The organism is Lysobacter sp. M2-1, assembly GCF_022662495.1.
Lineage (GTDB): Bacteria > Pseudomonadota > Gammaproteobacteria > Xanthomonadales > Xanthomonadaceae > JAKPBU01.
The window spans coordinates 222,995-247,434 of record NZ_JAKPBU010000001.1; the positions used below are offsets into that span (position 1 = coordinate 222,995).

Annotated in this window: 26 protein-coding genes and 1 pseudogene; 14 read left to right on the forward strand and 13 right to left on the reverse strand. The window is 68.2% G+C overall.

Annotation, left to right across the window (positions count from 1 at the left end):
* Positions 1–49: 49 nt before the first annotated feature.
* The 4 genes from thiE to MC375_RS00945 all read left to right on the forward strand — a co-directional run bounded on the left by thiE (position 50) and on the right by MC375_RS00945 (position 3,799).
* Positions 50–688 carry a thiamine phosphate synthase gene (thiE, locus tag MC375_RS00930; RefSeq protein WP_242101404.1) on the forward strand — a complete coding sequence of 213 codons (639 nt, stop codon included), beginning with the start codon at positions 50–52 and terminating at the stop codon, positions 686–688.
* A 69-nt stretch (positions 689–757) separates the two neighbouring features.
* Positions 758–2,050, forward strand: a complete 1,293-nt coding sequence (hemL, locus tag MC375_RS00935; RefSeq protein ID WP_242101405.1) for a glutamate-1-semialdehyde 2,1-aminomutase — start codon at positions 758–760, stop codon at positions 2,048–2,050.
* 8 nt (positions 2,051–2,058) lie between these two features.
* Positions 2,059–2,691 (forward strand): HAD-IA family hydrolase, encoded by a 633-nt coding sequence (locus MC375_RS17770; RefSeq protein ID WP_242101406.1) that lies wholly within the window; start codon positions 2,059–2,061, stop codon positions 2,689–2,691.
* Entirely contained in the window at positions 2,681–3,799 is a 1,119-nt protein-coding gene (locus MC375_RS00945) for a PLP-dependent transferase (RefSeq protein WP_242101407.1), read from the forward strand. The genes MC375_RS17770 and MC375_RS00945 overlap by 11 nt, the downstream gene beginning before the upstream one ends.
* 86 nt (positions 3,800–3,885) lie before the next feature.
* On the opposite strand, the pseudogene MC375_RS00950 reads toward MC375_RS00945, so the two are convergent.
* The 7 genes and pseudogenes from MC375_RS00950 to MC375_RS00980 form a co-directional block, all read right to left on the reverse strand.
* Positions 3,886–5,109, reverse strand: a pseudogene (locus MC375_RS00950) (acetylornithine transaminase); the annotation flags it as partial.
* Between the two features lie 161 nt (positions 5,110–5,270).
* Entirely contained in the window at positions 5,271–5,705 is a 435-nt protein-coding gene (locus MC375_RS00955; RefSeq protein ID WP_242101409.1) for a VOC family protein, read from the reverse strand.
* A gap of 109 nt (positions 5,706–5,814) precedes the next feature.
* A complete protein-coding gene (locus tag MC375_RS00960; RefSeq protein WP_242101410.1) occupies positions 5,815–6,480 on the reverse strand; it encodes a hypothetical protein in 666 nt (221 codons plus the stop codon).
* 73 nt (positions 6,481–6,553) lie between these two features.
* On the reverse strand, positions 6,554–7,645 hold the full coding sequence (locus tag MC375_RS00965) for a hypothetical protein (RefSeq protein ID WP_242101411.1): 1,092 nt from the start codon (positions 7,643–7,645) through the stop codon (positions 6,554–6,556).
* Positions 7,642–8,181 (reverse strand): sigma-70 family RNA polymerase sigma factor, encoded by a 540-nt coding sequence (locus MC375_RS00970; RefSeq protein WP_242101412.1) that lies wholly within the window; start codon positions 8,179–8,181, stop codon positions 7,642–7,644. Before MC375_RS00970 ends, MC375_RS00965 begins: the two co-directional genes overlap by 4 nt.
* A 91-nt stretch (positions 8,182–8,272) precedes the next feature.
* Positions 8,273–9,091 carry an NAD(P)-dependent oxidoreductase gene (locus MC375_RS00975; protein WP_242101413.1) on the reverse strand — a complete coding sequence of 273 codons (819 nt, stop codon included), beginning with the start codon at positions 9,089–9,091 and terminating at the stop codon, positions 8,273–8,275.
* Positions 9,092–9,209: 118 nt separating this feature from the next.
* On the reverse strand, positions 9,210–9,875 hold the full coding sequence (locus MC375_RS00980) for a serine/threonine protein kinase (RefSeq protein WP_242101414.1): 666 nt from the start codon (positions 9,873–9,875) through the stop codon (positions 9,210–9,212).
* Positions 9,876–10,164: 289 nt separating this feature from the next.
* On the opposite strand from MC375_RS00980, the gene MC375_RS00985 reads away from it, so the two are divergent.
* The gene (locus MC375_RS00985; protein ID WP_242101415.1) at positions 10,165–12,159 is read left to right on the forward strand and encodes a bifunctional DedA family/phosphatase PAP2 family protein; all 1,995 of its coding nucleotides are present in this window, start codon (positions 10,165–10,167) and stop codon (positions 12,157–12,159) included.
* 25 nt (positions 12,160–12,184) lie between these two features.
* Here MC375_RS00985 and MC375_RS00990 read toward each other — a convergent pair whose 3' ends face one another.
* Positions 12,185–12,757 carry an LON peptidase substrate-binding domain-containing protein gene (locus MC375_RS00990; protein WP_242101416.1) on the reverse strand — a complete coding sequence of 191 codons (573 nt, stop codon included), beginning with the start codon at positions 12,755–12,757 and terminating at the stop codon, positions 12,185–12,187.
* A 35-nt stretch (positions 12,758–12,792) separates the two neighbouring features.
* Positions 12,793–14,166 (reverse strand): UDP-N-acetylmuramate:L-alanyl-gamma-D-glutamyl-meso-diaminopimelate ligase, encoded by a 1,374-nt coding sequence (mpl, locus tag MC375_RS00995; RefSeq protein WP_242101417.1) that lies wholly within the window; start codon positions 14,164–14,166, stop codon positions 12,793–12,795.
* Between the two features lie 162 nt (positions 14,167–14,328).
* On the opposite strand from mpl, the gene MC375_RS01000 reads away from it, so the two are divergent.
* Positions 14,329–15,567 (forward strand): S1 family peptidase, encoded by a 1,239-nt coding sequence (locus MC375_RS01000; protein ID WP_242101418.1) that lies wholly within the window; start codon positions 14,329–14,331, stop codon positions 15,565–15,567.
* 102 nt (positions 15,568–15,669) lie between these two features.
* Here MC375_RS01000 and MC375_RS01005 read toward each other — a convergent pair whose 3' ends face one another.
* Positions 15,670–16,248 (reverse strand): adenylate kinase, encoded by a 579-nt coding sequence (locus tag MC375_RS01005; RefSeq protein WP_242101419.1) that lies wholly within the window; start codon positions 16,246–16,248, stop codon positions 15,670–15,672.
* 120 nt (positions 16,249–16,368) lie between these two features.
* Here MC375_RS01005 and MC375_RS01010 point away from each other — a divergent pair, with 120 nt between their 5' ends.
* The 7 genes from MC375_RS01010 to MC375_RS01040 all read left to right on the forward strand — a co-directional run bounded on the left by MC375_RS01010 (position 16,369) and on the right by MC375_RS01040 (position 21,639).
* A complete protein-coding gene (locus tag MC375_RS01010) occupies positions 16,369–17,628 on the forward strand; it encodes a 6-phosphofructokinase (RefSeq protein WP_242101420.1) in 1,260 nt (419 codons plus the stop codon).
* 202 nt (positions 17,629–17,830) lie between these two features.
* Positions 17,831–18,889 (forward strand): hypothetical protein, encoded by a 1,059-nt coding sequence (locus MC375_RS01015; protein ID WP_242101421.1) that lies wholly within the window; start codon positions 17,831–17,833, stop codon positions 18,887–18,889.
* A gap of 93 nt (positions 18,890–18,982) precedes the next feature.
* The gene (locus MC375_RS01020) at positions 18,983–19,447 is read left to right on the forward strand and encodes a hypothetical protein (protein ID WP_242101422.1); all 465 of its coding nucleotides are present in this window, start codon (positions 18,983–18,985) and stop codon (positions 19,445–19,447) included.
* A gap of 218 nt (positions 19,448–19,665) precedes the next feature.
* Entirely contained in the window at positions 19,666–20,106 is a 441-nt protein-coding gene (locus MC375_RS01025) for a hypothetical protein (RefSeq protein WP_242101423.1), read from the forward strand.
* A 260-nt stretch (positions 20,107–20,366) separates the two neighbouring features.
* Positions 20,367–20,708, forward strand: coding sequence for a transcription initiation protein (locus tag MC375_RS01030; protein WP_242101424.1), 342 nt, complete (start codon positions 20,367–20,369; stop codon positions 20,706–20,708).
* 32 nt (positions 20,709–20,740) lie between these two features.
* Entirely contained in the window at positions 20,741–21,142 is a 402-nt protein-coding gene (locus MC375_RS01035) for an MAPEG family protein (RefSeq protein WP_242101425.1), read from the forward strand.
* A 32-nt stretch (positions 21,143–21,174) separates the two neighbouring features.
* Positions 21,175–21,639, forward strand: coding sequence for a hypothetical protein (locus MC375_RS01040; protein WP_242101426.1), 465 nt, complete (start codon positions 21,175–21,177; stop codon positions 21,637–21,639).
* Between the two features lie 437 nt (positions 21,640–22,076).
* On the opposite strand, the gene MC375_RS01045 is transcribed toward MC375_RS01040, so the two are convergent.
* Positions 22,077–22,478, reverse strand: coding sequence for a hypothetical protein (locus tag MC375_RS01045; RefSeq protein ID WP_242101427.1), 402 nt, complete (start codon positions 22,476–22,478; stop codon positions 22,077–22,079).
* Positions 22,475–22,957, reverse strand: coding sequence for an OsmC family protein (locus tag MC375_RS01050; RefSeq protein ID WP_242101428.1), 483 nt, complete (start codon positions 22,955–22,957; stop codon positions 22,475–22,477). Before MC375_RS01050 ends, MC375_RS01045 begins: the two co-directional genes overlap by 4 nt.
* A gap of 73 nt (positions 22,958–23,030) precedes the next feature.
* Here MC375_RS01050 and MC375_RS01055 point away from each other — a divergent pair, with 73 nt between their 5' ends.
* Positions 23,031–23,693 carry a winged helix-turn-helix domain-containing protein gene (locus MC375_RS01055; protein WP_242101429.1) on the forward strand — a complete coding sequence of 221 codons (663 nt, stop codon included), beginning with the start codon at positions 23,031–23,033 and terminating at the stop codon, positions 23,691–23,693.
* Positions 23,694–23,907: 214 nt separating this feature from the next.
* On the opposite strand, the gene MC375_RS01060 is transcribed toward MC375_RS01055, so the two are convergent.
* Positions 23,908–24,423: a hypothetical protein gene (locus tag MC375_RS01060; RefSeq protein WP_242101430.1), complete on the reverse strand. Its 516-nt coding sequence runs from the start codon at positions 24,421–24,423 to the stop codon at positions 23,908–23,910.
* Between the last annotated feature and the right edge of the window lie 17 nt (positions 24,424–24,440).

Genomic DNA, 24,440 nt, shown 5'->3' on the forward strand with positions numbered 1-24,440 from the left:
GAATGTTTCGCCATTCTCCCACGCCCCGGCAATGCCGGAAAACCGGCGCATGAACGCGGCCGCCTGGCAACGTGGCCTGTATCTGGTCACGCCTGACGAGCCCGACACCGCACGGCTGCGGGACCGCGTGGCGGCCGTGCTGGGCGAGGCCAGCCTGCTGCAGTACCGCAACAAGGGCGCCAGCCCGGCACTGCGCTCGGAACAGGCGCTGGCGCTGCTGCCGCTGTGCCGCGCGGCCGGCGTGCCGCTGATCGTCAACGACGATACCGATCTGGCGCATGCAATCGGCGCGGCCGGCGTGCACCTGGGGGAACACGATGGCGCCGTGCACCAGGCGCGTGCTGTGCTGGGCGAGGCGGCCATCATCGGCGTCTCCTGCTACGACGACCTGGTCCGCGCCCAGGCAGCGGCGACGGCCGGCACCAGCTACATCGCATTCGGCGCGTTCTTTGCGTCGACAACCAAGCCGGGCGCGCGCCGCGCCACGCCGGACCTGCTGCGGGAAGCCGCCTCACTGGGCCTGCCTCGGGTGGCGATCGGGGGCATCACCCCGGACAACGCCCCAGGCCTGATCGCCGCCGGCGCGGACCTGGTGGCGGTCATTGCCGGCGTGTTCGATGCGGCGGACCCTCTCGCCGCCGCGCGCGCGTACCGGCGCGCGTTCGATCCAGCCGCGAGCCCGGCCTGAGGCAGACTTTCCCGGGACATGGGCACGGCTCACCCAGGGAACGACAACATCACTTCAATCTGGATGCAAATGGACACCTCCCGATCCCAGGCACTCTTCTCGCAGGCGCAGACGCTGATGCCCGGCGGCGTCAACTCGCCGGTGCGCGCGTTCAAGTCGGTCGGCGGCGAGCCGTTCTTCGTGCAGCGCGCGGAAGGGCCGTACCTGTTCGACGTCGACGGCAACCGCTACATCGACTATGTCGGCTCGTGGGGGCCGATGATCGTCGGCCACAACCATCCGCAGGTGCTCGAAGCGGTGATCGCCACCGCCCGCGACGGCCTGAGCTTCGGAACGCCCAATCCGCTGGAGGTGACGATGGCCCAGACCATCGCACGGCTGGTGCCGGGGTGCGAGATGGTGCGCATGGTCAACTCGGGGACCGAGGCCACGCTCTCGGCGATCCGTCTGGCGCGCGGCGCCACGGAGCGCGCACGCATCGTCAAGTTCGAAGGCTGCTACCACGGGCATGGCGACAGCTTCCTGGTGAAAGCGGGCAGCGGCGCCCTGACCTTTGGCGTGCCGACCTCGCCTGGCGTGCCCAAGGCGCTGGCCGACCTCACCCTGACCCTGTCCTACAACGATTTCGACGCCGCGACCGCGCTGTTCGACGAATGCGGCGACGACATCGCCGGACTGATCGTCGAACCGGTGGTCGGCAACGCCAACTGCCTGCCGCCGCGCGAGGGCTATCTGCAGCACCTGCGCGAACTGTGCACGCGCCACGGCACCATCCTGATCTTCGACGAGGTCATGACCGGCTTCCGGGTGGCGCTGGGCGGCGCGCAGGCGCGCTACGGGGTGACCCCGGACCTGTCGACCTTCGGCAAGGTCATCGGCGGGGGCATGCCGGTCGGCGCGTACGGCGGCCGGCGCGAGCTGATGGAACAGATCGCTCCGGCAGGACCGATCTACCAGGCTGGCACGCTCAGCGGCAATCCGGTGGCGATGGCGGCGGGGCTTGCCATGCTGGAACTGATCCAGGCGCCTGGCTTCTACGACGCCGTCGAGGCAAAAACAAACGCGCTCTGCGACGGACTCGAGGCGGCAGCACGCGAGGCAGGCGTCGCCTTCAGTACCCAACGCGTCGGCGGCATGTTCGGCCTGTTCTTCAGCAGCGAGAAGGTCGATACCTATGCGCAGGCGGTGGCCTGCGACACCGCCGCATTCAACCGCTTCTTCCACGCCATGCTCGAACGCGGCGTGTACCTGGCGCCCTCCGCGTTCGAGGCCGGTTTCATGTCGGCCGCGCACGGCGACGACGCGATCGCGGCGACGATTGCGGCAGCAGGCGAAGCCTTCGCGGTGGCCCGCGCGACGTGAACGTGCCGGTGAAACGGCCCGCCTGCGTCCTGTTCGACCTCGACGAGACCCTGGTCCGTTACGACCACGACGCCCGGGTGCGCACGCTGGCGGCGCGGGTCGGGGTGGCTCCGGAACGGATCGAGGCAGAGCTGTTCGCCTCGGGGCTAGAACGCGACAGCGACCTCGGACGCCACGACGCCCGGGGCCAGGCTGAGGTGCTGGCACGGCGGCTCGGCGTTGCGGTTTCGCTCGCCGACTGCATCGCAGCGCGCGCGGCCTCGATGACGCCCGATGCCGAGGTCGTGGCGCTGGCGCGCGAAGCCGCGCGACACGCATCGGTGGCGATCCTCAGCAACAATGGCCTGCTCGTGCGCGATCATTTGCCGACCCTGTGCCCGGCGCTGTCGCCGCTGTTCGACGGGCGCGTGCTGTGCTCGGCCGAGTTCGGCATCGGCAAGCCGGAGGCCGCGATTTTCGCCCATGCCTCGGCCAGGCTCGGCCTGACGCCGGATGCAATCCTGTTCGTGGACGACAAGCGCGCCAACGCCGATGCCGCACAGGCGGCCGGCATGCGCGCCCACCACCATCGCGGCGCGGCCGGGTTACGCGCCGCGCTGATGGACCATGGATTCCTGGAGAACCCCGGCCATGCGCCCTGAAACCCTCGCCGTCCACGTCGGCAACGAACCCGATCCGGCCACTGGCGCAGTCGCGCCGCCGATCCACCTGTCCACGACCTTCCAGCACGCCGCCGATGGCGCGCGGTTGGCGGGTTACGAGTACCAGCGCGAAGGCAATCCGACCAACGACCGGCTGTGCGCCGCGATCGCCGCGCTCGAGGGCGCGCAAACCGCGCTCGGCTTCGCCTCGGGCATGGCCGCGATCTGCACCCTCATCGAGAGCCTGCCCACGCCGGCGCGGATCGTACTGCCCACGGACTGCTACGTTGGGCTGCGCATGTACGCCAACGAATTTCTGGCACAGCGTGGCGTGGACGTCGCCTATGTCGAAATGACCGACCTCGACGCGGTGCGCGCCGCGTGCGCGGCGGGAGTGGACCTGCTGTGGCTGGAGACGCCGTCCAATCCGCTGCTGCAGATCAGCGACATCGCCGCCCTGGCCAACATCGGGCATGCGCACGGCGCGCTGGTCGCCTGCGACAACACGTTCGCGACACCGCTACTGCAGCGGCCTTTGGCGCTGGGCGCGGACGTAGTAGTGCATTCGGCAACCAAGTACCTGGGCGGGCACAGCGACGTGCTCGGTGGGCTGCTGGCTTTCGCAGCGCACACCGAGCTATCCCGTGCCACTGCAAGGCGCCTGCATCTGGCGGGGCCGAGCCTGGCCCCGTTCAGCGCCTGGCTGGTGCTACGCGGCCTGCGTTCGCTGCCGGCGCGTATGGCCATGCACTGCGCCAATGCGCGCAAGGTCGCCGAATTCCTGGTGGCGCGGCCCGAAGTCGAAAGCGTGAACTACCCCGGCCTGGCGACACATCCGGGCCACGACATCGCCGCACGCCAGATGCGCGACGCCGGCGGCATGCTCAGCGTGCAGTTGCGCGGCGGGCGCGAGGCGGCGCTGGCGCTGGCGTCCAGGGTGCGGATCTTCACCAACGCCACGTCCCTCGGTGGGTGCGAGTCGCTGATCGAACATCGCGCCTCGGTCGAAGGACCCAAGCCATCGTCGCCGCAAAACCTGCTGCGCATGTCGGTGGGGCTGGAGAACGCGGACGACCTGATGGCGGACCTAGCGCAGGCGCTGGGCTGAGTCAGAGCGGCCTTGAGTGATTGTCGTCATTCCCGCGCAAGCGGGAATGACTGACGAGATCCGACCTGCTCGGACCTTCCCTGGGACCGCGCGTCCAGGTAGGCGCGCAGGCCGCTTTGCAAGCGCGCCAGACCTTCTTCCAGCTCGTCGTCGCCGATGTTCAACGGCGGCACCAGGCGCAGCACGTCCGGGCCGGCCTGCAGCAGCAGCAGGCCCGCGGCGGCGGCGTAGCTGAGGATCTCGCCGGCGCGGCCGGCGTGGGTTTGGTTGAGCGCCGCGCCCAGCATCAGGCCGCGCCCGCGGATCTCCGAGAACAGGCCGAATTCCTCGTCGATGGCCGCGAGCGCATCGCGGATCGCAGCGGCCTGCCTGCGTACGTTGGCCGCGATCGGTTCCGAAGCCAGCTTGCGCAAGGCCACCCGGGCCACCGCCGCGGCCAGCGGGTTGCCGCCGAAAGTGGTGCCGTGTGCGCCGAACTGCATGACCTCGGCCACGCGCGGTCCGGCCAGCATCGCGCCGATCGGAAAGCCGCCGCCCAGCGCCTTGGCCATGGTCACGATGTCGGGCACCGCGCCGTCATGCCAATGCGCGAACAGCACGCCGGTGCGGCCCATGCCGCACTGGATCTCGTCCAGCACCAGCAGCGCCCCGTGCCGGTCGCACAGTGCGCGCACGCCCTGCAGGAAGCCGTCGGCTGCCGGCATCACGCCGCCTTCGCCCTGCACCGGTTCGACCAGCACGGCGGCGACGTCGCCGTCCGCCATCGCCGTTTCCAGCTGCGCGAGATCGTTGAAATCGACGTAACGGAAGCCGCCGGGCAGCGGCTCGTAGCCGTCCTGGTATTTCGGCTGCGCGGTTGCGGTGACCGCGGCCAGGGTGCGACCGTGGAAGCTGCCGCGGAAGCTCACGATGACGCGCCGCTCCGGCGCACGCCCCTGCGCTGTCGCCCATTTGCGCACCAGCTTGATCGCGGCTTCGTTGGCCTCGGCGCCGGAGTTGCACAGGAACACGCGCTCGGCGAAGCGCGAGGCGGCGACCAGTTCCTCCGCCAGACGCAGCGGCGGCTCGCTGTAGAACACGTTGCTGGTGTGCCAGAGCCTGCCGCCCTGCTCATGCAGGGCCGCGACCAGGTCCGGGTCGCAATGACCGAGGCTGCACACCGCGATCCCGGCGCCGAAATCGATGTAGTCGTGACCTTCGGTGTCCCACAGACGCGCGCCCTGGCCGCGCTCCAGGATCAGATCGCGTGGGCGGTAGATGGGCAGGTAGCGCTCGTGGCCAAGCGCGAGGAGGTGGGATGTGTCGGTCATCGGACTCGATTCGGTGGGTGATTGCTTACTCGTGATCCCGGGGCAAGCCGGGACGTTCTACGGCGCGTAGCGCACGTCATCTGCGGCGCTTGAGCGTGCCCGCGTCCGCCAACGCCGCCCGCAAGAGCTGGCTCCCGGCCTGCGCCGGGATACGACATGAATTACCAGGTGCCGGTATTGGGCATCGACGCCCAGGGCTCGGCCGGCGGCAGGTGGCCTTCCTGCAGCAGTTCGACCGAGATCAGGTCGGGCGAGCGGACGAAGGCCATGTGCCCATCGCGCGGCGGACGATGGATGGTGTAGCCCATCGACTGCAGCCGATCGCAGACGGCATAGATATCTCCGACGCGGAACGCGAGGTGGCCGAAATTGCGCGCGCTGCCGTAATCCTCCGCCGGCGTGCCGTCTTCCGGCGGCCAGTTCCAGGTCAGCTCGATCTCCGCGTCCGGACTTTCGTCGGCGGCCAGGAACACGAGGGTGTAACGGCCTTTCTCGTTCTCCATGCGCCGGGTTTCGCGCAGCCCGACGCCTTCGCAGAAGAAACGCAAAGTGGCGTCCAGATCATGGACGCGAATCATGGTGTGCAGGTATTTCATGCCGGCGCATCCGTTGGGGGATGGCCGATGATCCCACGCGCGGCGTGGATCGGCGCAGCCGGCCGCGGTCCGCTGCGTTGCGGATGCCGCGACCGGCAGGCGGCTAAGTTCAGTCGATCTGGCGGATGTTGAGCGCCAGCAGGCGATCGTTGCGGGCGCCGGTACGTGCCGCCCGCGCATGGATCACGCGGTCAGCGTGGCGTGCGTCCGCCTTTGCGACCAACGCCGCCGCGAAGCGCATCGAAGCGTCGCCCGGCTGCAGGCGCAGCGCATCGGCGATGCGCGTGCTGCCTTCTCCCCGGGCGAGCACCGCATCCAGCGCGGCGGCATCCACCTTGCCGATGCCGGGCATGTCGTAGCCCTGCAGCCGGGCGATGTCCTGCACGGTTTCGGCGAAGTAGCCGGCGTCGAACAGGGCCAGGGCCCTGCTCCGCGGATCCGTCGCCGCGGCAACGCGGGCCTCCAGCGCTGCGGCCAGGCGACGCAGCTGGTCGCCGTTCGCGCTCGCATAGATCGCCGCGCGACGCAGGGTTTCCATGCGCGCGATCACCGGGACCTGCGGCGTCAGCAGCGCGCGGGTGTCTTCGACCAGCCCGCGGGTGTCATACCCGTTATGGGCGCGGTTCCAGCCATCGCCCCAGGGCAGCGAGGCCGCGCCCGCCGTGTCGAAGGGATCGCAGAGCAGCGGCGGACCGGCGAGCGCGGCTGGAGCCGCCGCGAGCGTGGCGACGAGCAGCGCGATGCGCAACAGGGTGTGGATGCAAGTGCGATGCATGATGTCCTCCGGGTCAGGCCGCGGCGCAACGATGCGCCGCGTGCACGACAAGGACGCCGTAGCGCGACGAGTGTTAGCCGTCCGCCTCAGCCTGCAGCCAGGCGGGGCCCCGGTCCCGCGCAGGCAGCACATCCGGCCACTGCATCCACCAACTCTTGATCCGCGGATACGGCAGGGCATCCCACCACGGGCCGAGAGCGACGGCGCCGCGGCGGCGCAGGTCGGCGCGGGTCACCAGCCCCGCGCGTGGCAGCACCTGCACGATGCGCTCGTACAGCGGGCCCTCGGCCAGGCGCGGATTGCGCCGCACCAGCGACACCAGGCTGATCGCGTCACCGGTGCGCGAAGCGGCGATCAGCCGGCGCAGTTCCTCGCCGCGCGGATCGACATCCGCGCCGCGCGCGTCGATCGCGTCGAGCGCAGCGACGAACTGCGGTGTCGCCCCCATGTCGCGCGGGGTGCCGGGCGCACGATCGCCGTGCAGGCGCACGGTGGCGCCCTCGGGCACCAGCACCTCGTCCCAGCCGTTGTCGACCTGCACCCAGCCGCTGCGCACGGTCAGCGCGCCGTTCCCGGCCGCATCGCTTTGCATGATGAACTCGCACCCCAGGTCGAGTACGTCGGCGCCGCGCAGGCCGACGCCGAACTGGCCGGGCGGCGCCCATACCCGGGCCCACATGCGCCCTTGTTGCAGCTGCAGCCGATGCCGGCCGGTGCGGCTTTCGACCAGGCGCAGCTGCGAATTCCTGTCCAGCGCGATCTCGCCGATCCGCGCCGCGCGCAGACGCACCATCCCGTCGCCGCCGGTCTGCAGCGTGCCCTGCAAAGGAAACGCGTGCGGAGCCCGTCCGTCTGCACCAGACATCTTCACCTCGCCGCGCTGGGCGATCACCTGCCAGGGCCGTCCGGGCTCCCATTGCAGGCGATGCCGGTACCAGGCATTGAGGCCGATGGCGCACAGCCCCAACACCGCGGCGGCGGCGTAGGCGATGCGCCAGCGACGCCGCGGACTGCGGGCGACACGAGTCGGCGAAGCTGCGGCGCCGCCGTGGAAGGCGCGTCCATCGTGGCCATGGGGCCGCAACAGGCGCTCGAGCCGGGCGATCTCGGGATCGACCGGTCCGCTGCGGTCCCACAGGTAATCGTTGTGCTCATCGCCGCTCATCGCGTGTTCCCTCCCGGTCCGCCGGATGCCAGCGCGGTGCGCAGCAGCGTCATGCCGCGATGCAGGTTGACGCGCACACTGCCTGGCGTGAGCCCGGTGCGTGCGGAGATCTCGGGCCCGGTCAGCCCCTCGGCCAGTCGCAACATCAGGGTTTCCCGATAAGCCTCCGGCAGTCCGCGAATCGCAGCCAGGGTGCGTTCGGCATCGAGCCGCTCCTCATGCGTGGCCGTGCCGGATTCGGCTTCGACCGACACGCCGGTGAGTGGAACGCGCCGCCGCTTTTCGTCCAATGCCGCGCGGCGCGCGATGCTGACGATCCAGCCGGGGAAGGCAGCCGCGTCGCGCAGTTCGCCCAGGCGCCGTACCGCGGTCTCGAACACGTCCTGGGTCAGATCGTCCGCGTCGGCCTGCTGCACGTAGCCCAGCAAAACGCCGTGCACCACCGGCGCGAACCGGCGATACAACGCATCCATCGCGCCGCGATGTCCCCGGCGCGCGGATTCGACCAGTGCTGGCGTCGCCTCAATGGCTTCCACGCGATTCCGGATCGGGCTGCTCGGGTTCTGACGGGTGGACGGCGGGGAGCGTTAACCGTGCGCGGCTGGGGCGGTGCCGATCGAGGGCTCGCTAGTCGAGGAACAGGTCCGGCAGCAACGGCTGGCCCGGCTCCACCGCATAGCGGTCGAAGTCCTGCACGCCCGTCTCGCGCAGCACCTCCTCGTCGATCAGGAAGCGGCCGCTGAAGCCCCGGGCCTCGTGGACCAGGACCGCGTGCGCGGCATCGGCCACGATCTCCGGCGTGCGGCAGTTGCGCGGGTCCACGCCCGGGATCATGTTGATCGCGTCGGTGGCGATCACGGTGCGCGGCCAGAGCGCATTCACCGCCACGCCCTGCGGCCCGAACTCGGCCGCCAGGCCCAGGGTCACGAAGCTCATGCCCATCTTCGCCAGGGTGTAGCCGGTGTGCGGCGCCCACCATTTCGGCGCCAGCGACGGCGGCGGGGCCAGGGTGAGGATGTGCGGGTTCGGCGCCTGCAGCAGGTGCGGCAGGCAGGCCTGGGCGCAGACGAAGCTGCCGCGCGCATTGACCTGCTGCATCAGGTCGAAGCGCTTCATCGGCGTGTCGAGCGTGCCGCGCAGCCAGATGGCGCTCGCGTTGTTGACCAGGATGTCGATGCCGCCGAACGCGTCCACCGCGACGGCCACCGCGGCGCGAACCTGGTCCTCTTCGCGGATATCGCATTGCAGCGCCAGCGCATGGCCGCCCAGGGCCTCGACGTCCGCCGCCGCGGTGTGGATGGTACCGGGCAGCTTCGGATTCGGCACCGACGACTTGGCGGCGATGGCGATGTTGGCGCCATCGCGCGCCGCGCGGCGGGCGATGGCCAGGCCGATACCGCGCGAGGCGCCGGTGATGAACAGGGTCTTGCCGGCAAGGGTGGACATGGCGGCCTCGTAAGTATCGGATGCGATCCATTGTAGGAGCGGCGTCAGCCGCGAGCTTCTCGCGCTACGCGCCGGCCAGCCAGGGGCTCGCGACTGACGTCGTTCCTACGTCACGCCCCTACGGCTTCGGTCCCTGCCCCTCGTTGTCTTCCCATTTGAGAATGCGCCGGGTGACGAAGCGATACACCGGCTTGCCGGTAGCGAACCAGGCTTCGCGCAGCCACGAGTGGCGCTTGAGCAGGCGTTTTTCCACCGGCGTAAGCGCGTGCGCGCAGTACATGCGCTTGTGCTTGAGCAGGTGGCGCAGGTCCTCGCGCGCGAGCAGCCGCATCCAGCGCGAGCGCTGGCGCCCGCGCACGGCGAGCTGGAAGTCGATGATGCCCGGCGATCCGTCGGTCAGCACCAGCCAGTTGGCTTCCTTGGCCAGGTCGTTGTGGGCGATGCCGGCGCGGTGCAGCCGCTGCAGCAGCCGGCGCGCGCTGCGGAAATAGGCCACGTTCCCGCGCGGCGGACGCTGGTACATGGCCGCGCCATCGAGGAAGCTGCGATCGAGCACGCGCCCGTCCCAGCCCAGCAGTTGCGGCATCGCCGGCAGGCCCGCCACGCACCGGAGCGCGCGCGCCTCGCGTCGCGCCAGCCACCATGCCGGCGCACGCAGCCACAGCGGCACGAAGCGCAGATCGCGGCGCACGAACGGGGTGCCGTCGGCGCCGCGCATCAGCGCGATGCGGCCGAAACTGTCGGACTTGAGTGCCTGGAGTTCGACGGCGTCGCTGCGATCCATGCGCAGATTGTAGGGCGGGCCCTTGCCCGCCATCCGAGGCGGACCGGTTGCCTGCCTGTGGGAACGAGCTTGCTCGCGATTGCTTTTTGCCGCAGCGACCGACAGGTCAGAGCATTCGCGGCCAAGGCCGCTCCCACACTGGTTGCCATTTCGCCCCGCCCTTGTGGGAGCGAGCTTGCTCGCGAATGCTCTTCGCCGCCGCGACCGACAGGTCAGAGCATTCGCGGCCGAGGCCGCTCCCACAGCGATTGCCACAAAGGCGATCGGGGAGCCCCTCTACAATTACGCCATGCAATCCGCCTGGCTCGATGGCATCGTCGCATGGATCAGCGCGCACCCGGTGCTGGCCGGCGGCGTGATATTCCTGATCGCGTTCTGCGATGCGCTGGCCGTGGTCGGCATCGTGGTGCCGGCGTTGCCGCTGCTGTTCGCGGTCGGCGCGCTGGTCGGCCTGGGTCACGTGGATGGTCCCTACGCGATCGTGTGCGCAGGCGCCGGCGCGTTCGCCGGCGATGCCCTCAGCTACTGGCTGGGGCGGCTCTGGGGCCCGCAGATGCGCGATCACCTGCTGTTCCGGCGCTACCCGCAGCTGATCGACCGCGGCGAGCAGCTGTTCCGCCGCCACGGCGCCAAGGGCATCGTGATCGCACGTTACGTCGGCCCGGTGCGTCCCTTCGTGCCGGCCGTCGCCGGCATGCTGCATATGCCGCTCCGGCGCTACGTGCCAGCCAGCATCTTTGCCGCGCTGAGCTGGGCCGCGCTGTTCCTGGCCCCGGGCTGGATCTTCGGCGCCTCCTACGACGCGGTGGCCGCGGTCGCCGATCGCCTGGCGTTGGTCCTGCTGGCGCTGGCGGCGGTGCTGGCCCTGGTCTGGGCCGGCGTGCTCTACACCTGGCGCTGGTTTGCGCACCATGCCGACAACCTGCTGGCGCGCGCGCTGAAGTGGACCCGGGCGCATCCGATCATGGGTCGCTATGCCGCGGCGCTGATCGATCCGAACCGGCCCGAGTCCGCGTCGCTGGCGATCCTGGCGGTGTGCCTGCTCGCGATCGCCTGGGCCTGGTTCGCGCTGCTGGCCACGGTCTGGATGCGTGGCGAACCGCTGGCGATCGACCGCAGCGTGTTCGACTTTCTGTACACCCTGCGCAATCCGCTGGCCGACCGGCTGATGGCCGGGCTGGCGTCGATCGGCGATGCGCAGGTGCTGCTGCCGGCCGCGGGGCTCGCCCTGGCCTACCTGATCTGGCGTCGGCGCTGGATCGCGGCGGCGCACTGGCTGGCCGCACTCGCCTTCGGCCTGGCGCTGACCACCTGGCTGGGCGCGTCGGTGGACATGCCGCGACCGCCCACGGCACCGGAGGGTTTCGGCTTCCCCTCGATCGCGGTGACGATGACCACCATCACCTTCGGCTTCTTCGCCGTGCTGATCGCGCGCGAATGGCCGGGACGCAAGCGGGTGTGGCCATATCTGGTCAGTGGCGCGGTGGTGGCCCTGCTCGGCTTCGCCCGGCTGTACCTGGGCGCGCATTGGCTCAGCGACGTGGTCGCCGGGATGCTGCTGGGCATCGTCTGGCTGCTGTTGCTGGGCATCGCCTACCGGCGGCACGTGGCGCGTTCGTTCTGGATGCGGCCGCTGGCGTCGCTGTTCTACGGCGCCTTCCTGGTCGCCGGGTTCTGGCATGCGCCGCGCGCGGTGGACACGGTACTCACGAAGTTCAGCGCGCCGCCGCCCACCCAGGTCATGCGCCTGGAGGATTGGCGCCAGAACGGCTGGCAGCGCCTTCCCGAGCGCCGCAACGAACGCGATGCCAGCCTGCGCTGGCTGCTGGACGTGCAGGTCGCCGGCCCACTGGAGCCGCTGCAGTCGCTGCTCGAGGCGCAGGGCTGGCGGGTGCAGCCGCAGGCCGACTGGATCTCGACCCTGGGTCTGCTGCGTGAGGACGCTCGCAGCGACGGACAACCGGTGTTGCCGGCCACGCTCGATGCGCATCCCGAAGCCCTGCTGCTGCGTCGCGACGCCGCCGACGGCGCCAGCACCCAGGTGTTGCGGCTGTGGCCTGCGCCGGTGCGCCTGGCCGACGGCACGCCATTGTGGATCGGCAGCACCCAGACCCTGCGCTACACCCGGCCGTTCGGCGCCTTCGGCCTGTGGCAGCCCATCGCAGACGCCGGCGCCTCACACCGGGCCCTGCGCGCATCCGCCGCTTCGCTACCGATGCAGGATGGCGCGCGCAACACGGGCGAGGCGCATGTGCTGCGGATTTCGACCGCGCAAGACCAGTAGCGAGCCAAGGCGAGCCTGCGACGCCCTACGGCATCAATTGCAGCAGCAGATCCAACCGCGCATGCGGATCGTCTTCCTGCAGCAGCGACTGGCGCTGCGCGTCGGCCAGCGGCAGCAGCTGGGCCAGGCGCCAGCCGACCCAGGCGGCATCGTCCAGGCGCGCGGCCGGGGCTTTCGCGAATTCTCCGCCGACATGGCCGATCACGCGTTCGAGCAGGGTCGACAGCAACCCATGCTCGGCGCGCAGTTCGTCGTCGGGATCATCGGGGCACCAGTCGACATCGGCCACCAGCAGGCCGTTGTCGCGCACGCGGGTGCGGCGTACGTGGAAGCGCCGCGCGCCGCGCACCTGCAGGGTGAGCAGGCCATCGTCGCTGCTGCCGAAATCCTCGATCAGCGCTTCGGTGCCGTACGCGGCCGGGGTCGCAGGCGCGCCGACCTCGGCACCGGACAGGATCAGGCAGACGCCAAAACCGCGCGCATTGCGCCCGCAATCCCGCACCAGGTCGAGATAGCGCGGCTCGAAGATCCGCAGGCCCAGCGCCGCGCCGGGCAGCAGCACGCTGTGCAGCGGAAACAGCGGGAGCGATTCGGTCACTCGGTCAGCCTAGCACCGTGCCCGTGGTTGTTCCTTCAGACAAGCGCGGCGAGAAACCGTCGCGGCGCGCCGTCGAAGCCGCCGTTGGACATGAACACGACATGGTCGCCTTCGCGCACCAGCGTCGAGAGCTTTGCGATCAGCGCGTCGGCGTCCGGGACCGCATGGCCTTCTGCACGCAGCGCGGCGAGCACCGTGCCCGCATCCCAGGCCAGTTCCGGCCGGTGCAGGAACACCACCGCGTCCGCGCCCGCGAGCGAAGGCGCCAGCGCCTCGGCATGCGCCCCCAGGCGCATCGAATTGCTGCGCGGCTCCATCGCAACGATCACGCGCGCTTCGCCGACGCGCGCGCGCAGTCCCGCCAGCGTGGTGGCGATGGCAGTGGGATGGTGAGCGAAATCGTCGTACACGGTGACGCCGCGCGCGCTGCCCAGCACTTCCAGCCGGCGCTTGACGCTGCGGAAGGCCGCCAGCGCCGGCAGGATCGCGCCGATCTCCACGCCGACGGCGTGGCAGGCGGCCAGCGCGGCCAGCCCGTTGAGCACGTTGTGGTCGCCGAGCATCGGCCATTCGACCGTGCCGATCTCGCGCGTGCCGTGCAGCACGACGAACGCGCTGCCGTCCTCGCGCAGCTTGCGTGCGCTCCACTCGTACACAGGCGCGGTGCCCTCGGACAGCAGGCCGAAGCGCTCGACCGGCGTCCAGCTGCCCATCGCCAGCACTTCGGCCAGGCGTTCGTCGGCGCCGTTGACGATCAGCCGCCCGCGCCGCGGCACGATGCGCACCAGGTGGTGGAACTGGCGCTGGATCGCGGCCACGTCGGGGAAGATGTCGGCGTGGTCGTACTCTAGGTTGTTGAGGATCGCCACCAGCGGCCGGTAGTGCACGAACTTGCTGCGCTTGTCGAAGAACGCGGTGTCGTACTCGTCGGCTTCCACCACGAACTCGCGCCCCGTTCCCACGCGCGCGGACACGCCGAAGTCCTCGGCCACGCCGCCGATCAGGAAGCCGGGCTCGCGCCCTGCCGCCTGCAGCAGGTACGCCAGGATCGTGGTCGTGGTGGTCTTGCCATGGGTGCCTGCCACGGCCAGGGTGTCGCGGCCGGGCAGCACCTGTTCGCTCAGCCACTGCGCGCCCGATGTGTACTTCAGGCCCGCATCGAGCACGTGTTCCACGGCCAGGTTGCCGCGCGAGAGCGCGTTGCCGACCACGATCTCGTCGCAGTCGGCGGAGATGTTTTCGGGCGCATAGCCCTGGCGCAGCGCGATGCCCAGCTGCTCGAGCTGGGTCGACATCGGCGGATAGATGTTCTGGTCGCTGCCTTCGACGGCGTGCCCGAGTTCCCGGGCCAGCGCGGCGACGCCGCCCATGAAGGTGCCGGCGATGCCGAGGATATGCAGTTTGCTCATCGGGCCATTGTCGCCGATCCGGCTATTCAGACTCGACCGCTGCCGCTGTGCCAGCATCGCCTGCCGGGCCCGCACGCCGTTTGCGGCCGCACCGTTCGCGGCGATGCGTTTGCTGGGTAGCAACATCCGATCGATCGTCCCGTCCGTCAGGAGAACCTCAGAATGCGCAAGTTCGTTTCCCGGGCCAAACGCGGCCTGCTCGTGCTTTCGCCGATCGCACTCGCGGTCGCCATGGTCGCCGCCGCCGCGCCGGCGTCCTCCGGCCAGGAAGTATCACCGGCGCTGAGAGCGGCGATGCAGCGCGACCTCGGCCTGTCGTCTGCCCAGCTGTCGCAGTACCTACGGACCGAACGCCTCGCTGCACTGCAGGAGAAGAAGCTGGCCGCCGCGCAGGGCCGCAACTACGCCGGCAGCTGGATCGAGAAGCAGGCCAACGGCAACTTCAAGCTGGTCGTCGCCACCACCGCGATCAGGCCGCAGAAGGGTCCTTCCGGGGTAGAGATCCGTAACGCGCGCAACAGTTTCGCGTCGCTCAACGCTTCGAAGGCACAGCTCGACGACCTGCTGGCGCAGGGGGCCAAGGTGCCCAAGGGCGTGTACGGCTGGTATGTCGATGTGCCCAGCAACAGCGTCGTGGTCAGTATCGGCAAGGGCGGGCAACAGGCGGGGATCAATTTCGTCGCGGCCAGCGGTGCCGATGTCCAGAGCGTGCGCTTTGTCGTCGAGGAAGAGCAGCCGAGCCTGCGCGCCGACCTGAAGGGTGGCCTGGGCTACCTGCGCAACCCGGGCGACGGCTATCTGTACGCCTGCTCGATCGGCTTCAACGTCTCCAAGGGCACGACCCTGGGTTACGTCAGTGCCGGTCACTGCGGTGACGCCGGCGAGAGGACGTATCTGGAAGGCTCGGCAGGAACGGGCCCGCAGTGGACGCTCGGTCCGCAGATCGGCACCTTCCAGGCGTCCAACTTCCCGAACCCGGGCCAGACCGGTAACGACTACGCGTGGGTCGCGCTCACCGCGGGGCATACCCAGTCGGCGATCGTCTACGGCTGGGGCAAGGGCGACGTGACCGTCAAGGGCAGCACCGCAGGCGGCGTTGGCACTGCGATCTGCCGCTCCGGCCGCACCTCGGGCTGGCGCTGCGGTACGGTCGAGGCCCTGAACCAGACCGTCAACTACAGCAGCGGCGAAACGATCTTGAACCTCACCCGCACCACCGCCTGCTCCGAAGGCGGCGACTCGGGCGGCTCGTTCATCACCGGTCCCGGCCAGGCCCAGGGCGTGCTCTCGGGCGGTAGCGGCAGCTGCAAGGGCAAGCAGCCGAACAACCGCACCCGCAGCTATTTTCAGCCGCTGCTGCCGATCCTGTCGGCCTACGGCCTGACCCTGAAGACCGGCTGATCCCGGCCTGGTTTGTCACAGACGTTGTCGCAGAAAAACGCCCCGGTTAGTCGGGGCGTTTTTCATTGCGCTGTTGGCTGGCGAAGACGGCCGGATCGACCTTCAGCCCATCTCGCGCACCGGCGCGATCGCCTCGACGATCCGGGTGAACACCTGGTCCAGCGAACCCACGCCGTCGACCACGGTCAGCTGGCCGTGCTGGCGGTAGAACTCGATCACCGGCGCGGTCTGCTGCTCGTAGACGCGCAGCCGGGTGCGGACCGACTCGGGCGAATCGTCCGCGCGGCCTTCGGCCTGGGCCCGCCCGGCGATGCGCTCCACCAGCAGTTCCGTGGGCACGTCCAGCTGCACGGCGTAATCCATCGGCTGGCCGATGCGCTGGAGCAGCCCGTCGAGCGCACCGGCCTGGGCCAGGTTGCGCGGGTAGCCGTCGAGGATGAAGCCGCCGGCCGTGTCGGCCTGCGAGAAGCGCGACTCCAGCATGCCCAGCAGGATCGCGTCGCTGACCAGCTCGCCGCGGGCCATGATTTCCTTGGCTTCCAGTCCCAGCTTGCTGCCGGCGGCCACTTCCGCGCGCAGCAGATCGCCGGTGGAGATGTGCGGCACCTGTAGATGACCTTTCAGCCGCGCGGCTTGCGTGCCCTTGCCCGAGCCGGGTGCGCCCAGCAACACCAATCGCATCCGCTTCCTCCGAATTCCTGCGGGGCCGGGGCTACACTCCGCCCGGCCCGATCTCGCGCCAGCTTACCGTAAACCCGCCGCAGCCCGCCCGACGGGGCCGCGCTCACTGGAGTCGACTGCATGCCGCAACCCGCACCCACCCTGCTCTACGCCCAGTCCGGCGGCGTCACCGCCGTGATCAATGCCACCGCTTCGGCCGTGATCAGCGAGGCGCGCGCCCGCAAGGTCCGGGCGCTGGCCGCGCGCAACGGGATCCTCGGCGCGCTGCGCGAGGAATTGGTGGATACCTCCAAGGAATCGGCGGCGGCGATCCGCGCGCTCGCGCACACCCCCGGCGGCGCGTTCGGCAGCTGCCGGGTCAAGCTGAAGTCGCTGGAGGCCGACCGCGCCCGCTACGAGCGCCTGCTCGAGGTCTTCCAGGCGCACAACATCCGCTGGTTCCTCTACAACGGCGGCAACGACTCGGCCGACACCGCGCTCAAGGTCTCGAAGCTGGCGACCGAATACGGCGTGCCGCTGACCTGCATCGGCGTGCCCAAGACGGTCGACAACGACCTCGCCGTGACCGACTGCTGCCCGGGCTTCGGCTCGGCCGCCAAGTACACCGCGGTGTCGGTGCACGAATGCGCGCTGGACGTCGCGGCGATGGCCGAGACTTCGACCAAGGTGTTCGTGTACGAGGCCATGGGGCGGCATGCCGGCTGGCTGGCCGCGGCCGGTGGCCTGGCCGGCAACGGGCCCGACGAGGCCCCGCACCTGATCCTGTTCCCCGAGCGGCCCTACGACGAGGCCGATTTTCTCGCCAACGTGCGGCGCGTGGTCGAGCGCGTCGGCTACTGCGTGGTCGTCGCCAGCGAAGGCATCCACGGCGCGGACGGCAAATTCGTCGCCGACATGGGCACGGTCGATTCCTTCGGCCACACCCAGCTCGGCGGCGTGTCCTCGTTCCTGGCCGGCCGGGTCAAGGCCGAACTCGGCTACAAGGTGCACTGGACCCTGCCCGACTACCTGCAACGTTCGGCCCGGCACCTGGCGTCGAAGACCGACCTCGACCAGGCCATGGCCGTCGGCAAGGCCGCGGTGCAGTACGCGTTGAAAGGCATGAACGCGACGATGCCGGTGATCAAGCGCACCTCGGACTCGCCCTACCGCTGGAAGATCGAAGCAGCAAAGCTGGACAAGGTCGCCAATCACGAGAAGAAGATGCCGGCCGGCTTCATCCGCAAGGATGGTTACGGCATCACCGCTGCGGCACGCAAGTATCTGGAACCGCTGATCCGTGGGGAAGCGCCGCCGCCGTATGGGCGCAATGGGATTCCGAACTACGTGGAGCTGCAGAACAAGCTGGTCAGGAAGAAACTGCCGGCGTTCGAGGCGTAAGAGGGATGGCGTTAGCGCCCTGCTTGTCAGATACCAACAGATGATGTGCCTTTCGAGAATGGGATTGCACCTTCCCAACGAGGTCAGTTGACAGCCATAGACAAGAATTGCCTGGCCCTGACAGCAGCCCTAGCAATTCATTCAAGGCAATTCAATTTTGTGGGCAGGCCCAACTCTGGTACTAGCCCATTCTGGTGAGAGCATGACCTCAGCGAATAAGCTCACTATTGTTGTTGGCGCAGGCGCAAGCAAAGAGTTCGGTCTGCCTACGGGAGCAGAGCTGAAGTCGAAGATATCTTCTCTGTTAAACATCGAGTTCGAAGATTTTGGACGGCAGAAGTCTGGCGACCATGAGATATGCGAGGCGCTGCGATCGGTTGGCGCGGAACGCTTCAATGGGCAAAGAAGCGTCAATCCTTTCCTTGAATCTCTCAGGCATATACGCGATGCGATGCCTCAAGCGTTATCAATTGACAACTTTATAGATACCCACCAAGGCAACGAAGGGATTGAGATATGCGGAAAACTGGCCATATCACGAGCAATACTCGACGCTGAAAAGCAGTCCAGCCTCTACATTGATCCAAGCAACTACAAGAACAAACTTCGCTTTGATCAAACTGAAGCTACTTGGCTCAGTCCGCTTTTGAAAATTGTCACAGAGAATTGCCGACCAGACGGCCTGGAAGAACGACTTTCGGGGTTGAACTTTGTAATATTCAATTACGATCGTTGTGTGGAGCACTATCTACACTCTTGGCTTCAGAACTACTACCGCCTGTCAGATGACAGTGCGTCTGCCCTAGTAAACGGCATCGAGATTTACCACCCTTACGGTACTGTTGGCCGACTTCCTTGGCAGTCCCTAAAAGCAAGCACAATTGCGTTCGGAGCAAAGCCGAGCCATTCGCAATTGTTGGATATCGCCAGGCAGATCAAGACCTTCACCGAAGGCACGGACCCTGATTCATCCGACATCACACAGATCAAGAATCTGATCCAAACATCCGAAAGAGTAATGTTCCTAGGATTTGCCTACCACAAGCTGAATCTCCAGCTTCTGGGTTCGCCTTATAAGCTTTCTGGACAGATCAGGCACATCTATGGCACAGCAGCTGGAATTTCATCTCACAACTGCGATCTCATCAAAAGCGAACTGGTCAAGACTGCCTCGGTTCAGCGTGACCATATCCATCTCAGAAACGACTTGTTCTGCAGCGGGCTTATAGAAGAGTACAGCCGGAGCTTGCACCTTCACTGAGAGACATGGGTTGACTACAGATCTCGTACGGGCGGGCTCTAATTCGCTCAAGCCGAACCTCCCCTGGCGTTAGGCCGCAATGGAAGGTCACTCATGACGCAGCTAGACATGAAACACATAGAGCGGGTGCTTCAACACCTACCGCGCTCATATGACCTAACACTTGTTGCGCTAAAGGGCCATCTACTGATCGAGGAGTTGCTTGACGAGATCATTTGGGCCCATTGCAAATCTCCGGAATCACTACAAGACGTTGAGATTCGATTCCCGGCCAAGATCAAGCTCGTTCTAGCGCTCACAGGAACTCATGAACTTTCAATGATCTGGAGTCTCTGCGAAAAGCTAAACTCGTTGCGCAACTCGTTGGCACACAAGATTGAGCATCCTGCCGCTCAAAAAAAGCTAAGAGCATTCTTTGGCGGTTTCGGCAACGACTTCGACTGGCGACCAACGAGCCACGATGCAAGTGATTTATGGAGTGGCATCGCAATTCTCATTGGAGCTATCCAAGGTGTCCGCAACCCGCTGGTCCTCAAGGCTTCTGGCGTTGCCGACTAACAATCCGCGTAAGGGCAGTGGCACCGGCGCAATCGTCTCCTAAACCCGTAGCACGGGCTCGAGCCTGCCTGCTGTTGGAACTAGAATCGGAAGGGGCCGCAGCCTGCCCTAAAGGAGTTGCGCAATGCGTTGTGCGGAAGTTGGCAGAGTTCGAGGCGTAAGACGGCAGACGTGATCGGCCGCATGCGTCGGATGACCCATCCTCAGGCAGGTACTCCATGGCGGCAAAGTACTGGTGGCAGTGCATCGCATGCGGCGACCGGCCAGCCTGGCTTGACGTCTGCGAGTCGAAGAGCGTTGCCGCGTTCATCTGGGATGAGCTGGCGCCAAGCGCCTGGGACCAGGGGCTGTTGCGCCGCACGTGCAGCTGTTGCAGGCGCCGCGCGGTGTACATCACCTACCGGCTGCAGCGCGGCGATCCCGAACGGGTGAGTGTCAGGCATATGGTTGGCCTGAGCCTGGAGGATGAGTACCTGCCGATGGTGTGGGAGACGTTCCGGCATGCGACGCCCAGAACCAGGTGGATCGACTTCAAGTACCAGCGGGGCCGCAGCCCCTGGGGCCTGACCAAGCGCCTGGTCCTGCAGCGGACGCACCTTTCGCGCGTGTTGCGCGCATACGAGAAGGCAACGGGGCGGCCCCTCGTTCCCCGCGCCTGACGCTTCTTTGATGGTCTCCTTCGTCGCACAGAAGCGACCGATCCGCGAACGGCGTATCCATCGCACGGGGGCGGCACAATGGGGGCGTCAACTCGCGTAAGGCGGGTTGAAAGCCGCCCTACAACAGCGTCGTTCGTAGGGCGGGTCTTGACCCGCCAACCAATCGAACCGGCCTCATCGGTCCCGCAGACCTCGTAGGGTGAAGGCGTCAGACCGCGCATACACTTCGCGGCAGTCATCAACCCCGGAGGAAGACCACCATGTCCAAGTACCTGATCTCCTTCCCCAGCGCGGCGATGGTGGTGCCCGACGGCGAGTGGGAAGCGGTGGGCCGCGACGCGCACGCGGTGATCGATGAGGCGAAGGCCGCAGGCGTCTACGTCTTCGGCGGCGGCATCGACGAAGACGTGCCGCCCGTGCTCGTTTCGGCCGACGGCGCCGTCGCCGAAGGCGGCTACCCGTGGGCGCCCCCGCTGGATGGCGGCTTCACCGTGCTCGAACTGCCCTCGCGCGAGGAGGCCATCGCGTGGGCTGCGCGCATCGCGAAGGCCTGCCGCTGCGACCAGGAGCTGCGCGTGTTCCAGTTCGATCCGCAGTCCTGAAAACTCGTGGATCGAACGTGGGGAGCCACATCGTGCATCCGCTGATCCTTCCCATGGCCGCACACGTGGCGCTGACTGCCTTTCTCTACGTGCTGCTCACCGCCGCGCGCGCTCCATCCGTCTGGGGGGTCGGCCGGCGTCCCGATGGCAGCAATCCATGGGCAAAGGTCGAGCCTCGCATCAGCGCCAATCTCTCGAACCAGTTCGAGTGGCCGGTGTTCTTCTATGCCGCATGTCTGATTCTCATGCAGCATGGAACGGGACGGTTGGCGCTCGCGCTCGCCTGGGTGTTCGTAGGTGGGCGTCTACTCCACAGCTCCATCCAGATCCTGACCACCAACGTCCGGCTCAGAGGCCTCGTATTCACCGTGAACTTCATTGCCGTTGTGGGCTTGTGGGCGATGGTGCTGGTCATGACGCAAAAGCCCGCGTAACGCGGTTCGAAACCACCCAGGAGCACGAAGCGATGAAACGCCTGACCCCACTGCAAGCCATCGTGATCGGCGGCGCCATCGGCGGGCTGGGCGACATTGTGTTCGCCATCGGCATGGCCATCGCGCGCGGGGATACCGCGGTGCATCTGCTGCAGATCGTGGCCAGCGGGGCGCTGGGGCAGGCGGCGTTCGAAGGCGGGATGCGCACGGCCGCTCTCGGGCTGGCGCTGCATTTCCTGCTGTCGTTCGGCTGGGCGGCGCTGTTCGTGCTGGCGGCGCGGACACTGCCGGCACTGCTGCGGCGGCCGCTGGTGTCGGCGATCGGCTACGGCGTGCTGGTGCTGCTGGCGATGCGGCTGGTGGTGCTGCCGCTGTCGGCCTTCCCCTTCCCGTCCGGGCTCACGCCGTCGTGGCCGCTGCTGCTGGACCTGCTCTCGCACATGTTCCTGTTCGCGCTGCCGATCGTGCTGGCGGCGCGGCGGGTTCGGCTGAGGTAGGCGGCAGCATCCGGGGTACCGGGACAACGGGTGGCCGAAAGGCGCCCGGGCGCAACGTCCATGGGTGCCCGCCTGCGCGGGCATGACGGTGCGGGGGTCAGGGTTTGCCCGGCGGCGGGTGGGCGGTTCGGCATCCCAGCTGATCCGGCTGGAGCGCCGGCCTTTTAGCTTGGAGCGCCGAGCGTTTTGACCGGAGCTCCGGCTTATTTGGTCGGGGCGCGGGCTTCTTTAGTCGGCGCGCGGGCCTTTTAACTCGGAGCACCGAGCTTTTTGGGCGGAGCGCCGGCCTTTTTGCTCGGCGCGCCGGCTTATTTAGTCGGAGCGCCGGCTTATGTGCTCGGCGCGCCGGCTTATTTAGTCGGAGCGCCGGCTTATTTGCTCGGAGCGCGGGCCTTTTTGCTCGGAGCGTCGGCTTCTTGCCCGGCGCGCGAGGGGTTCTACGCCGCCCGCTCCCGCTCCGCCATCCAGCCCGCCGCCACCTCCCGCGCGCGCGCCGGGTCGTCCACCACCAGTACCAGCCGGTGGTCGTGGTCGCTGTAGAGCACCTCGATGTTCACGCCGGCGGCAGCCATGCGCGCGGTGAGCGCGCCCAGCTGGCCGGGGGTGGCCTGGTCCAGGCGCTGCAGCACCACCTCGCGCACCGCGGCGACTTCGATGCCGGCGGCTTCCAGCGCACCGCGCGCCGCCTCGCCGTCCTCGAACAGGAAGTGGCCGACGCCGCGGCCGTCCACCACCCAGGCGCCGCCGCCCTCGATGCTCACGCCGGCTGCCCCGAGTGCGGCGCCCATGCGCGCGAGGCTGCCGGGCACGTCGTCGAGCATCACCGTCACGTCCTTCATCGCCCGTCGCCGCCGGCCGCGATCTCCGGCCGATGCGCGATCGGCACGCTGCAGGAATTGGCGATGAAGCACAGCGCATGCGCGCGCGCGTGCAGTTGCGCCGCCAGCGCCGCATCGCTGCCGGCGGCGATGCGCACGCGCGGGTGCAGCGTCACCGATTCGAAGCGCCCGCCGCCGCCCGGTTCCGTCCGCATCACCGCCTCGGCGGAATCCTCGTAGGCCTCCACCACCACGCCGGCCTGCGCGCACAGCGACAGGTAGAACAGCATGTGGCAGGCCGAAATCGCACCGAGCAGCAGGTCTTCCGGATTGTGCCGCGCAGGATCGCCGCGGAAGGCCGGGTCGGAGCTGCCCGCCAGGTCGGGCTTGCCTTCCACGTGCATGCGGTAATCGCGGCTGTAGCCGGCGTAGCGCGCCGTGCCGGTGCCGAGGTTGCCTTCCCACGCGACGTGCGCGCGGTAGTGGTGTTGCTGTGTCATGCGGAAGTCACCGTGCTGGCCTGGGCGCACTATCCGCATGGCGGCGTGCGGATGCTTCGACTAGCATCGAAGCATGTCCGATGCTGGCCAGCTCGCCGCGCTCGCCGCTCTGATCGGCGACCCCACCCGCAGCCGCATGCTGGCCAGCCTGATGTCGGGCCAGGCGCTGACCGCCACCGAGCTGGCCGCGGAAAGCGGCGTGTCGGCCTCCACCGCGAGCACGCACCTGGCGCGGCTGACCGCCGGTGGCGTGCTGGAAGTTCGCGCGCAGGGCCGGCATCGCTATTTCAGACTCGCCGATGCGGACATCGCAGCGGCGCTGGAGGCGTTGATGGGCGCGGCTTCGGCCGCGCCGCGGCGCAGCTTCGGTCCGGCCGATCCGGCGTTGCGTGCGGCGCGCGTGTGTTACGACCACCTCGCCGGCGAAGCGGGCGTGCGCCTGCACGATGCGCTGCGCGCGCATGGACTGTTGCAAGCCGATGGTGGGGCATTGACGGATGCTGGCGAAGCCTGGTGCCGGCGCCGCGGCCTGGCCCTGGAGACACTGCAGTCATCGCGTCGCCCACTGTGCCGCCCCTGCCTGGACTGGAGCGAGCGTCGCGACCACCTCGCCGGCGCCTTCGGCGCGGCGCTATTGCAGGACCTGCTCCGACGCGGCCATGCGCGCCGCATTCCCGGCAGTCGTGCGCTGCGGCTGGACCGCGCGGGGCTGCGGTTCGTCGAATCGCTGGCGTGAGGCTTCTGCTGACCCCCTTTCCCCCGCGTGGCGGGGGAAGGCTGGGATGGGGGCGCTTCGAGGACGGCTGAAAAACGAAGGGCGCCTGCGGCTCCCCCTCACCCCAGCCCTCTCCCGCAAGCGGGAGAGGAGCATTTTACACACCCGTTGGGGGGCAACACCCCCGCGGGGGGTTACAAAAAATCCGAAAGGCGGGCTTGAGCCCGCCCTACCGTCAACCGCCGCAGGCCTGGCCTTCCAGCTTCATCTCGGCCGCGAACATCGGGATCGGCTGATAGCCGCCCTGCTTCGCCGCCGCCTGCATCTCTTTTAGATACAGGCGCGAGCGGCCCTGCGCGTCGAGCTCGGGCGGGGTAGCGTCAGCCGGCTTGCGCCAGACCCGGACCACCGCTTTCTGCGACGGACAGGCGGCGCTAGGGACCTGGATCAGGTCGTTGAACTTCCATCCGCCGGCCTCGCTGGGTTTGGCCTTGGCGAACTCCACGAAGCGCGCGCGCGGCTGGCAGTTCGGGCTGGTGCGGACCAGCGCGAACTTGTAGGGCTCCGCCGCGTTGCCGGTGAACATGCCTTCCATCCGCGCACAGGCTTCGGGGATCTGGCGCAGCGTGTGCAGGGCGTTGACCGCCTGCGGGGTGCCGGCCTCGCGCTTGATCTCGGGGGCGGGTTCGGCCGCCAGCAGCGGGTGGGCGATGGCCAGGGTGAGGATTGCGATCAGGGGGGTGGCGCGCATCCGTCAGGTCCTTCGAA